Consider the following 13,226-nt stretch of genomic DNA (forward strand, 5'->3'; position numbering starts at 1 on the left):
GGAACCAGACCATGGAGTGGAAGACCCGCCTGGCGGTGCAGTACACCAAGGGCACCGAGACGGTGCTGATCAGCCCCATCGACTCGTTCAGTCCGTCCTTCTCGCTCAACGTCGAGGCGTTGCACTCGTGCGAGGTGACCCACCTGGGTGTCATCCACGCGCCGGTGTCGATGAACTTCACGATGACCGTCAAGGCGATCGGGGACGTCGCCGGCCGGCTCACCAAGCTGGCCCTCGACGGAGAGCTGTTCGACATCGCGCTGCTGGAGCACACCGGAGACGACTGGGCGTTCTCGTCCTTCGTCCTGCGCGACTGCCTGATCACCAGCGCCACCCCGACCACCGCCACCATCTCCGGCGCTCCCGCGGCGACCTTCAGCGGCTTCAGCCTGGCCGCCACCGTCGACCCGAAGACCGGCGACCAGTCCGTCCTGCCGTAACCCCACGAGGATCAACCGGAGGTAGCGAATGGCGACCGGTGCTGGCCGTGCCGCCCGGGTCACCCGTACCGGGCTGGCCCTGGTGCACGCGGGTGAGTTGGTGCTGCCGGCGGCCGGCAGCGAGGCGGAGGCCGAGCAGGTCGCCGAGGACGATCGCGCGGTCATCGCGTACCACTTCCCGGTGGAGATCGAGGTGGTCGCGGCTGGCGGCGCCCTCGACGCCGACGCGCTCGCCGACCTCGCGTTGGCCCGCCTCGCCGAGCACCTGGACGGGCGGGTCTGACGGTGGCCATCTCGGTGCACGTGCCGGTGCGGATCCGGCTGGACGCCCGGTCGGTGACCGAGCGGCCGGAGGCCGTGACCGAGGCGCTCGGCGCGGCCCTGGCCCGCGCGTTGGAACGTTCCCGCCGCGAGGTGGTCGCGCCCCGCGGCGGCTACCTGGAGGTACGCCCCGCAGCGCCGGAGTTCGGTTGGACCGGCGCGGGCGTGCAGGGGGTGTCCCCGGACGACCGGCGGGCGTTCGAGGCCCGGCTGCGCCGGCGCATCGACGAGGTGGTCACCGCGGCGCGGCTGGACCCGGGGCTGCCCGCCGGGGTGGCCGTGCCGCTGAGCCGGCCGGCGGCCGAGGTGTTCGACGCGTCTCGGATGCGTCACCTCCTCGCTGTCTACCGGGTGCCGTCCTACGACGACGGTGGGGACGCCGCCGAGGTGCCGGTGGACGGCGACGAACCACCGCCGGTGACCTACCAGTGGCTGCTGCGTCCGGCCGCCTACCTGGCCAGTCATCTCGGCGAGCTGGGTCAGGAGGCGGTACGCCAGCACGGTGGCCTGCCGTCGGGCACCCCGCAGGGGGTGATCGCCCGGGTGATCGGTTCCGACGGTCGTCCGGTCTGGGCGGTCATGGTGAACACCACGCCGTGGTCGGTCTTCACCTTCGAGCGGTTCGGCGAGACGGTGTTCCGGGCCACCCCGCAACCGCATTTCGAGGTGGAGGAGCGGATCCCCAGCCCGCAACCCGGCACTGTGCAGCGGCGACCGGTGGCCGGGCGCAGCGCCCTGGTGTCGATGGTGGACGAGGAGTTGAGCGCCGACATCCGGCAACGGTTGCGGACCGCCCAGCCGCGCGGCGAGACCACGAGCGCTGACGAGTACCAGGCGCAGATCGAACGGGCCGTCGACGCCGAGGTGACCCGGCGGGTCGACGCGATCCTTGCCTCGGTGGGCGGGGCCACCCCGACCAGTCTCGTGGTGGTCAGCATCGGCGGGGTCTCCCTGCTGCTGGTGGGCACCGAGGAGACCGACAACACGCTGCACTGGACCGGAACGGCGAACCTGTTGCCGATCAGCGTCGAGCACCGACCGGCCACCCCACCGGATCCGAACGCGCCGCCCGGCGGGAGCATCGGCGACGGCACGGGCACCGGCAGCGGCTCCGGCGCGGGCGGCGGATCCGGCACCGGCAACGGACCGGGTGGCAGCGGACCGGGTGGCAGCGGCTCGGGCGGCCTGGGCACCGGCACCGGGCCCGGCGGGGATGCCGGTGGCACCGGCGGCGCCCGGCGGGGTGGGTTCGTCTTCGACCCGAGCAGCCCCAGCGCCCCACCCGGCACCGAGGGTCGACGGTTCCCCGCCGTCACCGGCGCGCACGCCGAGACGCGCGCCTGCGCCCCCTTCAACGGCGAACCGGAGCTGGCCGCGCTCGGCCCGGACGGCGACGAGCTGCGCCGGCTGATGGACGACATCGCGTTCCGCCTGCAAATGGGCGAGCCGTGCCGCTATCCGGCGAACTTCTGCCTCCAGGCCGCCGCCATTCTGCGCGGTCGGGCCGCGGCGATCAGCCTGCTGGTCGGCTCGGCCGAGCGGGAGGCGTTCACCCGACCCGTACCGGAGGGCAGCGGACGGCTCGGTCCGCTGGACTTCCGGCCGGTCGCCTCGCCGGCCGTGCAGTTCCTGCGCCACCTGGCCGGGGTCGTGCCCCGACTGGACCGCCTCGCCCAACTGGTGATGGGCCGCTACAGCCAGCCAGAGCACTTCGCCCGGATCCAGGGAGGCTGGATCGACACGTCCGCCTCCTGGAACCTGCACTTCGTCCAGGCGTTCAGCTCGGCCCTCAAGGGCGCCGTCGGGCAGCTCTTCGTCGTCGGCAGCCAGGCCATGCTTGTGCAACTGCTGCTCAGCTCGCGTACCGGCATCGACGCCCGGATCACCAACTTCGACAGGTACGCCCCGATCTTCGAGCGGCTGATCGTCTCCCAGCTCACCGACTACGCCGAGCTTCAGGGACTGCGGGAGCGGCTGCGCCGCCACGAGGCCGCCCGGTGGGCGTCTGCGCACACCGACCTGGGCGGCGGCACCGTCGCCACGCTGAGCATGGCCAACCCGTCCACCGCCTGGTACGGGGCCGCCCGTGCCATCTCCAGCGCGTTCCTCGCCACCGAAGCCGCCCTGAGCAGCCCCGGAGCGGCCGGGGAGATCGTCGAACGCGACGGCACCACCCGGATCCGTGACTCGCACGCGGTGCTCTGGACCCTCGCCGAGATCGAACAGGCGCTGGTCATCCAACGCGGCGAGGCCGAGGGCATCGACCCGCTGGTCAAGCAGATCACCGACCTGCCCGACGTGCTGGCCCGCTTCGCCGGTAACCGCGCAGCGATCCGCGACGAGCTGTGGCGGGTGTTGCAGGACATGCGGCGCAACAACACCGAGATGCTCGGTCGCGCCCGCAACGACGCCCGGTTCGCGTTCCGGTCCAGCCGGATCAGCGAACACATCCCGTCGGCGACGATCCCCCGGGGACGGTACGCGCTGCAGGGCATCCACCTGGTGACCCACCAGCAGATCGGCGAGTTCTTCGGCGGCAACCTCTACTACGCCACCGGCGTCGACGACCTGTTCAGCACCGAACTGGGCCGGGAGGCGCTGAGCGCCTTCGCCACCATGGTGGGGATCATCGCGCTGTCCGTCCTCTGCCCACCGCTGGGCTTCGTCGTCGGGGTGGCCGTCGCCGCCGTCGACGTGGCGCACGCTCACCTTCGCGAGCGCCTCTACGGCTCCATGCTCGACCCGGAGCTGGTGCTCACCCGCACCGAGGTCGAGGTCGAGCTGTTCGCCGCGTACCTCGGGCTGGCGATGTCGTTGATCCCGGAGGCCGGCACCATCGGCGGCGCGGCCGTGCGCGGCGGCCGGGTCGCCCTGCGCTTCGGCGTCCGCGCGGGGCTGCGCGCCGCCCGGGGGTACGTGGTACGCCGGGTCACCCGGCAGATCGTCGAAGCCGCGTCCCGTGACCTGCTCCAGGCCTTCCTCACCGAGATCCTGCTCAACGAGGTGCTGGAACGGGTCGTGCAGAAGCTGATGGAGCCGATCCTCGCGTACGTGGAGCGCGAGGCGATGCTCAGCGGCGCGGTCGGCGGCCCGGAGGGCGCCCGGTTCATCCTCATGGTGCTCGACTCGGCACCCGGTGGCGCCGCCGCCGGGCCGCGCGTCCCGGTGGTGCGGCCGTGACCGGGCCGCGCCGGTTCCGCGCCGGCCGGTTCCTCGACGCGGCCGCGGTGCACGCCGCCGCCGACGCCAACCCTCGGCTGCGCCGTTTCATCCGGACCGTCGCCGCGCACAGCGAGGCCGGCGAGGTGCGCTCCCGTCGGCTGCTGGAACACCTCGTCCGGCGCATGATCGACGACGTCGCCGACCTGCACCTGAACAACGCGCTCAACCGGCTGGAACGCATCGCCGTGCTGCGGGACAACATCGCCGCGATCCTCGACCACGTGCTGGAGGGCGGCACCCTGCCCGAGGGGGTGCGGGTGGCCACCCTCGGCGAGTACTTCGACCAGCTCAACACCGAGATGCGCGAGCTGAGCCGACCCCGCGACGGCATCGTGGGGGACGCGCCGCTGCGGCTGGCCGACGACTCCGCCGCGTACGCCGACTCGCTGCTGCGCGAGTTCGACACCGCCGGCGGCGGCGAGGCCGGCCGGCACGTCGAGCCCGACGCGATCGTCGGCGGCGCGTTCCGGGCCATGCCGACGGACTCGCAGGAGGCGCTGCGCCGCGCCGCCGCGCTGGAGCCGACAGCGCTGTGGCACGCGGTGGCCGCCGAGTCCGGGGCCGGAAAGCGGGCTGCCCTGGCGGACCTGGAGACCCGCCTCGGCGGCCGGCTCACGCCCGACGAACTGGCCCGGCTGCGCACGGCCGTCGACGATCTCGGCAAGGCTCGCTCGCGCGGCCTGCAGGTGAGCGAGGCGCGACTGGCTGAAGCCCTGGGCCGCATCGCCGACCCGGACCTGCGGGCCGTGGTCGAGGGCGGCGACGTCTGGCTAACCCAGCAACTCGCCCTGCACAACCCGGAGGCCCTGACCACCCTGTGGCGGCGCTTCCGCGACCGGGGCGGACGCGCCGACGACGGCCCCGGCTTCCGTGCCTACCTGCGCCACGACATGGTCACCTACGGGCGGGGCGTGCTCGGCGAGTACAGCGCGGCGTTCTCGTTGAGCAGCATCGAGCTGTTCCTGAAGGGACCGGACGCCAACGTCAAGGTCGCCGGCACCGACCTGGTCGGCATCGGCCACGACGGCTGGGTGTGGCTGATCGACGACAAGTCGCACCGGGCCACCAGCGTCGCCGGGGTCAGCGCGCTCACCGACAACCTCGTCGCCAACCTGCGCCGCGACGCCGCCGACTTCCGCGACGCCATCGCCCGCCTGCACCGCGACGACCCCGGGTTCACCCCCGACCCACGGATCCTCGACGCGATCTCCCGGATGGAGGACGCCGCCGCCGAGATCGACCGGATCAACCGGCGCGGCTCCGCGTCCACCCGGCCCGCGCGGATCAGCGCGGCACTGGAGGAGCGCCGGCTGCGGCTGCGCGTCACCAGCGCCGCCGGCGAGGTCCGCGAGATCACCCAGGCCCTGCGCGACCTGGGCCTGGCCGTCGAACCCACCGGTACGCCGGTGCCGCTGCCACCCACCGGAGGGCGCTGAGCATGGCCATCACCAGCAGCTTCATGCGGTACGGCACGGTGCCGTCGGCGATCATCAGCGACGGGGTGCTGCCGATCCCACTGTGGGCGGTCACCGCCATCTCCCTCGCCGAGACGTACCACCTGCCGCCGATCGGCTCCACCGCGCACAAGGCCATCGTGGCCACCCACGACGACACCATCACGTTGACCGGGGTGCTCGTCGGCGCGGAACGCTACGCCTGGAAGTTCGCCCTGGAGACGATGGCCGAGGCGAGCAAACGCGGCACGGCCCTCGCCGCGTACTCCGGGGGGAAGTTCGGCGGGCTGATCCTGGTCACCTCGATGACCATCCGCACCGACATGCAGGTGCAGTCGTTGACCTTCAACGCCTCCGCCGCCCGCCGCGACGTCCTGGACACCACCATCACCCTCGTCCACGTGCCCCGTCCCAGCCTGCTCGGCAAGCTGCTCGACGTGGCCAGCATCGGAGTCGGCGCGCTCGCCGACGGGTTGGGCAACTGATGCCACAGTTCCCGATCGACCGTTACCTCCTGCCGGAGACGCCCGTCGAGGTGCCCGAGGGGTTCACCGAGGTGCGGCAGAGCCTTACCGCCGGCCTTCCGCACCGTGTCGAGTTGGGCGCCGGTGTCCACGCGGTGCTGATCCTGCCCACCGGGCTGGCCCGGCAGTGGCTGGCCACCGACCCGCTCGCCGTGGTGAGCAGCTCCGCGGACGACCTGGCGCCCCGACCCGCCCCGCCGGCCGCACCCCCGCCCCCGGCGCTGGTCGGCCGGGTGCCCCTGCGCCTCGTCGTCCGCCAGGGCACCCGGATCCTCGGCTCGGTGCCGCTCGCCGCCGGCCTGCGCCGGGTCTGCCCGGACGCCGGCACGCCCGCCGACACCACCGGCTCCGCCCCGGTCGCCGTCGAGGTGCTGGTGCTCGCCTGGCTGCTGCACGCCGGGACGGTACGCGGCTCCGGCGACTACGGCTCGTCCGTGACGCTGGCCTGGCGGCGTGCCGACCGCGCGGTGGACGAGTTCGGACCGCCGCCGATCAACGAGTTCGTCTGGCGTCGCCGCCCACCCGCGCAACGGGTCGAATCCGAGCTGGGCCCCGGCCGGCTGCGCTACCGCTACCTGCTCGACAAGAAGCTGCGGAGGGGGCTGCGATGACGCTCACGCCGTTCCAGACCGGTCAGGTCCGCCAGGGCGCGGTCGGCAACGACGCCGGCTGGACCATCACCTTCCACCGGGAGACCCCGACCGGGCTCAGCCCCGATGTGGCGCTCACGCTGACCAGCGCCGACTACTACGCGGCCATCGACGCCGCCCTGCCCGACGGGTTGGGCCCCGGCGCGTACACGGTCACCGTGCAGGGGCTGATCGACGAGCACTTCGCCGCGCTGCGCACCGCCGAGGGGCAACCGCCGCTGGTGGCGAAGCTGCACCTGTACTGGCGTGACGCCAACACCTCGGTCGGCGCGTTCTTCACCAACCTGGTCGGTGTCAACGCCGGTCCCACCCCGGCCGAGCTGACGCAGGCGCTGGTCGCCGTGCTGCGGGTGACGAAGGTCCGCCGGCTCACCGGCGAGCGGACGTACGACACCGAGTTGACCCTCGTCGAGCAGGCGTACGCCCGACTCGGGCAGCGGGTCGCCGAACGCTTCGAGGCCGCCACCTTCAGCGCCGCGGTCCGGGCCATCGCCGACCGGACCCGGGTGGACATCACCACCTGGGGCGCCAACCCGGACGGCACCATGACCCGGGGCGCCACCGAGGCGTCCGGCGACGAACGGGCCGCCTTCGGCGCCGGGCTGCTCTACCGCGCCGCGCTGGAGCGGATCGGCGGCGCGTTGCAGCAGTCGCTCAACGCGTACGGGCGGGGGATGCTGCTGATCCGCGACGGCACCGTGCACGTCGGCAAGCGGCCGATCCCGTACCCGGAGGGCGAACCGAAGCCGCTTACCCTCGCCACCGGCCTGCTGGCCTGCACCGAGAACGGCAGCCAGGACACCGACCCGTACGCGGCCACCGAGGCCGGCGGCACCGCAGCGCCCCGCCGTCGGGCGTGGACGCTCACGCTCAAGGGTCGCCCGGATCTGAAGCCCGGTGACCTGGTGTGCTTCGACCCGCCGGCGGTGGACGAGGCCACCACGCTGGGCAGCGTCGGCGCGGCGCTGCTCGGCTCGTTCGCCGCGCCGTTCGCCCCGTCGACCGGAGAGTTGGGCGCGGGGGCGAAACTGCTCTACCTCAGCGCCGCCCGGCACACCCTGTCGCGTACCGCCGGTTTCGTCACAGTGGTGCAGGGCGTCGAGGTCGCCTCCGGCGCCCAGGCCTGGGACAGCTGGAGCGACGCCTCCGGTGTGGCCGCCGCCGAGCCGGCAGGCCCGACGTCGTCGCCCGGGGTGGCCGCCGCCGAGGCGGTGCGCCGCGCGGCCCGGGCGGCCCGGGGCGAGACCCGCGGCCTGGAGATCGGCGAGGTACGCGCGGCGGCCACCAACGCCAGCGGAGCTGTGGAACCACCGGCGCAGACCGAGACGGTGTGGGAGGGGCTGGTCCGCCCCGACGGCCGACCCAACGGCGCCCGCCGCCTGCCGGTCCGCCGGGAGCAGCCCGCGCCGCTGCCCGGGGTGACCTACCTGACCCCGTTCGCCTGGGGTGGGTGCGGGCTCATCCTGCCCCGCTACCCGGGCACCCGGGTGGCGCTGGCCTACCGCAACGGAGCGCCGGACGACCCGGTGGAGGTGGGCGCGCTCTGGCCCACCGGGCACGCCCCGGTGTCCCAGCCGGGGGACTGGTGGTTGTCGCTGCCGGTCGGGGTGGCCACCAGCAGTCGCTCGTCGATCGGCGACACGGTGGTGCCCGCCGACCACGACGGCAAGGTGGCGCACGACCTCACCGACGGCGACGGCAACCGGGTCATCGAGCTGGGTGAGCTGACCGTGCGGGTGGGCCGGGCCCAGTTGAAGGGTCGTGGTCAACGTCCGGCCCGCGCCGACGAGGCCGACAGCATCACCATCGAACACGCCGCCGGCGGGTCGTCGATCGTGATGAAACAGGACGGCTCGATCACCATCACCGCCACCCAGATCGACCTGGACGCGGGCAACGGCGCGGTGAACATCAGCGGCGGCACCGTCAACATCGCCGCCGACGACGTCGACGTCCAGGTCGCCAACGCGATGAACGTCCACTGAGGGGAACGACATGGCTTTCGTGCTCACCACGTCGAGCGACGTGCACTGCCCCAGCCAGGGCACCGTCACCCCGGCCGGGCAGTCGAAGCTGATCGTGGCCGGCGACGAGGTGACCCGCCTCGACGGCATCACCGGCAAGTCGGTGTCCGGGTGCACGATCACCGACAGCAACTCCACCATGCAGTGCAAGAAGGTGATGTCGGCGACCGGCGCCGCCCAGAAGCTCGTCGTCAGCGGGGCCGGAGTCGCGCTGAGCACCCTCACGGGCGCCACCAACGGCAGCACCTCCGGCCTGGCGGCGAACGCCAAGCAGACCAAGCTGAAGGCGGTCTGAGATGGACCGCACCGAACGGGAACGGCAGGCCGCCCAGCGCCGCTACCTCGGCTGGGGCCTCGCTTTCGAACCCACAATGCCCGGCGTGGACCTGGCCCGCGACGTCGTCTTCGACGACGGCCCCAACGGCCGGGTGCTGGCCCTCGTCGCCGGCACCGACAACGTGGCCCAGAGTCTCGCGGTGGCACTGACCACGCTGCGCGGCTCCAACGTCTTCGACGCCACCTTCGGCTTCGACGGTCTCAACGCCCTCGCCGAGCAGATCGAGCCGAACCTGATCCGCGAACAGGTACGCATCGGCATCATCACCCTGCTCGACCGCGACCCGCGCGTCCGCAAGATCGTCGACGTGAACCTCGACGACGGCCGGCTCGGCGCGGGCACCCCGGACGACGCGTCGCGGGCCGCGCTGCGCGCGTCGCGCACCCTGCAGGTCCAGGTCCAGTTCGAAACCATCACCGACGACCGGCTCTCGGTGCATCTCGGGGAGCTACCCAATGTCTGACCCGACCCTCCCGGCCGAGCTGGCCGATGTCCTGGCCGTCGACGCCGCCGCGCTGCGGTCCACCGGCTCGACCGGCTTCGGCATCGTCGAGAACGGATTCGTGCCGAAATCCTTCGCCCGGCTGCTCGCCGAGAAGCTGGCCACCGCCCGACTGCTCTTCGGTGACGACATCGACCTGACCAGCGGCGCGGTGCTGCGCAAGGTCCTCGAACTGGCCGCGCTGGAGGACGCCCGTCTCTGGGCGGCGCTCGGGGCCGTCTACGACAACTCGTACGTGGTGTCGGCGACCGCCGACGCGCTGACCCGCCTCGGCGAGGAACTCGGCATACCCCGGCCGTACCTGCCGGCGCGGGGCACCGTGAAGCTGAAGCTGACAGCCGCGCTGCCCACCGGACGCACCCAGCTCACGCTGCCCCGGGGCGCCCGACTGTCCACCCCCGGCGGGCACCACGTCGCCCTGGACGAGACCGTCGTGCTCTCCGCCGCAGTGGCCGAACGCGTGCCGGCCGTCGCCGCCTTCTACCCCGGCCCCGCGCACAACCTGGACCCCGCGCAGCCCAACCAGAAGATCGACAGGTGGAACCGGGCCGACACCCTGCTGGCTGACCTGGACGACGCCGAGCAGGCCGCCGGCAAGGAGTTGGTGGAGATCACCCACACCGTCGCGCTGACCGGGGGTGAACAGCAGGTCCCCGACGCCCGCTACCGGCAACTGCTGCTGGCCGCGCCCCGCTCCATCTGGACGGCCGAGGCGATCGGGCTGGCCGTGGCGACAGTGCCCGGCGTACGTCAGGTGCAGGTCTTCGACGGCCGGGGCGGGCTGGACCTCAACCAGTCCATCTTCGGCAACTTCACCTTCATCGAGCGGGTCTTCAGCACCGAACGTGACCTCGGCAACCCGTACTACGTCACGGTGCTCGTCGCGCCGACCGCCGCCGCCATCTGGGACGGCCCGGACGGTCTGCACGCCGCCGTCGAGTCGGTTATCGAGGACCTCCGTCCGGTGGGCATCTTCGCCTCGGTGGACCGGGCCGACGAGGTGGGCATCGGCGTCGAGGCGGACCTGGTGATCCGGGGCCTGCCACTGCCCACCGGCTCGAAGGAGACGGTGAACGCGTCCACCGCCGCCACCGAGCTGCGCGCCCGACTGCACGCCCGGCTGCGCCGCTACGTCGACGAGTTGCCCTTCGGCGAGCCGGTCCGCGCCGCCGAGGTGATCTGGACGCTGATGAACGAGCCCGGCGTCGCGGACGTCCGCGAACTGCGGCTGGTCCGCTTCCCGGCCGACTCGGCGGTGGTGGTGACCGGCAGCGCGCCCACCGGCGACGGCGTACAGCGACTGCCGGTCGGCGACAACGCGGTACTCGCCGCGAACCAGGTGCCCGTCTACGTCGACCGGGACGATCCCCGGCCGTTCCGGATCGTCTGAGCGGGGGCCCCGATGACCGACATCCGGGTACCGGTGGACGGCGCCGACCCGTCCGTCGAACGCAACCTCGTCGACCAGCTGGAAGGCCCGTACCCCGGCACGGTCCGGCGGGTGGTGGTGCCGCTCGCCGGCACCGGCGCGGCAGTGGTGGACTGGACCAGCCGGCATCCGCTGCTCACCGTCGTGCTGCGCCGCGACCTGGCCGAGGAGACCGTGCGGGTGACAGTCACCGTCGACCCGGGCGGCGCGGGGGAGCGGGCGCTGCCGCCCGTGGTCTTCGCCGCCTGGTCGGCCGCCGGGGCGTCGGTGCCCGCGTACGTCCCGGACACCGCCGACGAGCCGCTGGTCGCCTCGTTCGCCGTCGCCGTCACGGCCGAACAGGCTGTCGACGGGGCCGCCGCCACGGCGGTCACCGGTGCCGCGCTCACCGGGCTGGTCGAGCTGGCCGTGCTGGAGGGCAACCTGGGTCGGCTGCTGTACCTGGTGTCGTACGAGAAGCACCGGCTGCGCCGCGCGGCCCGCGAGGTGCACGCCTACCGCACCCTCGCGCACGCCCGGCGCGACGCGCTGGACCGGATCGGCGCGGACGTCGGGGTGGCCCGCTTCGTCGACGAGCTGGTGCACGAGCCGACCAACGGCGAGGTGTACGCCCGCCGGCTGGCCCCGCCGGCCCGCGAGCCGGACGCCGCGTACGCCCACCGGCTCGGGCTCTACCGCCGGTTCCTGCTGCCCACCCCGGGCGCGGTACGACGACTGCTCAACGGCCCCGGCGCGGACACCGACCCGAACACCGGGCTCTTCGCCGACCTGCCCGGCGGCGCACGGTTCACGCTGCGCGAGGACGACGACAGGTTCGCGGTGGCGATCCGGCTGGTCGCCGCCGGCGATCCGCAGCACCGCACGAACTTCCTCGCCCAACTGCGCCGCGACCGTCTCGTGCTGCCCGCGAACACCCCGCCGAACAACACAGTGCACGCCGGCCGGGCCCTGCCGGCCAACCGGCTGACCGAGATCACCGCGCTGCGGGCCAGCCTACGCCAGTCGTACACCTTCGAGAGCACGCACGGCGTCGCGCCGCCGCTGGCCGCCGCCCTGGACCGGGCCGGGCGGGTCTGTCGGGCGCTCGGCTCGTCGATCGTGTGGCAGGTGACCCGGGCCCAGGACGACGCCGGCGGCAGCCGCTACGAGTTGGGCCTCGGCGTGGACGTCAGTTGGCCGACCCCCGCGCAGGCGACCGACCTGCGCAACCGGGTGCTGGACACCGGGCGCGCGGTCACCGCCGACCGGACCGCCGAGGCGCTGATCGCCGCCGCCCGCGCCGCCGGTGTGCCCACGGCGGCGGCCGACGGTGAGGTGGCGTGGCTGTGGCGGGTGTGCGGCCTACCGACCACGCACCGGATCAGCACCACCCGGATGTACCTGTCGCACCTGCCCACCCGGGGGCTGGCGGTGACCGCGCCGCTGAGTGCGGCCGTCGGCGCGAACACGAACGTCGAGGCGCAGTTCCATGCCCCGGGTGACCCGGGCGGCAACGCGTTGCTGCTGGCCGGCTTGACCGCGGCCAGGGCGGCCTGGACCAGCGCCGGTGAGACCGCGTGGTCGCCGTTGACCGACGCGGTGGCGCGCACCCGGTGGGCGGCCGTGCCGACCCGACCGGCCGGGCAACCGGTCGACCAGGTCCTGGCCGCCGCCGGTCTGCCGGCGGTACGGGACCCGGCGCCGGTGGTGGCGGCGCTGAACCGGCTCCCCGACGAGCTGGTGGAGACCATCGAACTGCCGGTGGCGCTGGCCGCCGCGCTGATCGCCGGGCAGCCGGCCGCCGGTGATCGGCTGGCCCGGTTGGTCGGGCTGCTGCGCGACCAGCACCTCGCCGCCGCGCTGCCACTCGTCGAGACGGGCAACCGGGTGCTGCTGGTGTGCAGCGTGATCGGCCTGCCGCAGGCCGGGCTGAACCTGGCCGAGCGCCGGGCCACCGGGTTCCGCTGGTACACGGTGGGGCTCGGCGGCGGCACGGCGGAGATCAAGGCGGTGGGCGCGCGGACCGTGCTGCGGCCCACCCACACCGGGTTGGTCGCCGTGGTGGCGCTCTCCTACGTGCGGACCGGTCTGACCGACCCGTACGAGTTCCGGGTGGAGCTGCCCGACGGGGTGACGTTGAACCTGGAGCAGTACGAGCGGCTGATGAACGCCCTGAGCAGGGTCTGCCCGCTCGGCGTGGAGATCAACACGTTCGGCATTCGTCGCGACCACGTCGACCTCGACGACGACGGCACCGCCGAGCCGCTGCGCCCGGCGGTGGCCCGCACCTTCCGCACCTTCCAGCAGCGCCGGCACCGCGGCGTGTACGACCAGCTCTGAGAGG

General features: G+C 73.5%; 11 protein-coding genes. All 11 read left to right on the forward strand.

Going from position 1 to position 13,226, the window contains the following annotated elements; translation table 11 throughout:
* Window positions 1-11: 11 nt before the first annotated feature.
* Genes FHU34_RS16035 through FHU34_RS16085 form a run of 11 tightly spaced genes read left to right on the forward strand, consistent with a single transcriptional unit; the run spans window position 12 to window position 13,222 of the window.
* Entirely contained in the window at window positions 12-440 is a 429-nt protein-coding gene (locus FHU34_RS16035; protein ID WP_088989349.1) for a hypothetical protein, read from the forward strand.
* A 28-nt stretch (window positions 441-468) separates the two neighbouring features.
* Window positions 469-723 carry a hypothetical protein gene (locus FHU34_RS16040; protein WP_145781258.1) on the forward strand — a complete coding sequence of 85 codons (255 nt, stop codon included), beginning with the start codon at window positions 469-471 and terminating at the stop codon, window positions 721-723.
* Window positions 724-725: 2 nt separating this feature from the next.
* On the forward strand, window positions 726-3,941 hold the full coding sequence (locus FHU34_RS16045; RefSeq protein ID WP_145781261.1) for a hypothetical protein: 3,216 nt from the start codon (window positions 726-728) through the stop codon (window positions 3,939-3,941).
* The gene (locus FHU34_RS16050) at window positions 3,938-5,419 is read left to right on the forward strand and encodes a hypothetical protein (protein WP_145781264.1); all 1,482 of its coding nucleotides are present in this window, start codon (window positions 3,938-3,940) and stop codon (window positions 5,417-5,419) included. Before FHU34_RS16045 ends, FHU34_RS16050 begins: the two co-directional genes overlap by 4 nt.
* Window positions 5,420-5,421: 2 nt before the next feature.
* Window positions 5,422-5,922 (forward strand): hypothetical protein, encoded by a 501-nt coding sequence (locus FHU34_RS16055; protein ID WP_145781265.1) that lies wholly within the window; start codon window positions 5,422-5,424, stop codon window positions 5,920-5,922.
* Window positions 5,922-6,572 (forward strand): hypothetical protein, encoded by a 651-nt coding sequence (locus FHU34_RS16060; RefSeq protein WP_145781268.1) that lies wholly within the window; start codon window positions 5,922-5,924, stop codon window positions 6,570-6,572. The genes FHU34_RS16055 and FHU34_RS16060 overlap by 1 nt, the downstream gene beginning before the upstream one ends.
* Window positions 6,569-8,596: a hypothetical protein gene (locus tag FHU34_RS16065; protein ID WP_145781271.1), complete on the forward strand. Its 2,028-nt coding sequence runs from the start codon at window positions 6,569-6,571 to the stop codon at window positions 8,594-8,596. The genes FHU34_RS16060 and FHU34_RS16065 overlap by 4 nt, the downstream gene beginning before the upstream one ends.
* 10 nt (window positions 8,597-8,606) lie before the next feature.
* Complete coding sequence (locus tag FHU34_RS16070; RefSeq protein WP_145781284.1) at window positions 8,607-8,930, forward strand: hypothetical protein; 324 nt, start codon at window positions 8,607-8,609, stop codon at window positions 8,928-8,930.
* A 1-nt stretch (window position 8,931) separates the two neighbouring features.
* Window positions 8,932-9,435 (forward strand): GPW/gp25 family protein, encoded by a 504-nt coding sequence (locus FHU34_RS16075; protein ID WP_145781286.1) that lies wholly within the window; start codon window positions 8,932-8,934, stop codon window positions 9,433-9,435.
* Window positions 9,428-10,864, forward strand: coding sequence for a baseplate J/gp47 family protein (locus FHU34_RS16080; protein WP_145781289.1), 1,437 nt, complete (start codon window positions 9,428-9,430; stop codon window positions 10,862-10,864). The genes FHU34_RS16075 and FHU34_RS16080 overlap by 8 nt, the downstream gene beginning before the upstream one ends.
* Window positions 10,865-10,876: 12 nt before the next feature.
* Window positions 10,877-13,222, forward strand: a complete 2,346-nt coding sequence (locus FHU34_RS16085) for a hypothetical protein (protein ID WP_145781292.1) — start codon at window positions 10,877-10,879, stop codon at window positions 13,220-13,222.
* Window positions 13,223-13,226 lie beyond the last annotated feature (4 nt).

It is taken from the genome of Micromonospora taraxaci (assembly GCF_007830095.1).
Lineage (GTDB): Bacteria > Actinomycetota > Actinomycetes > Mycobacteriales > Micromonosporaceae > Micromonospora > Micromonospora taraxaci.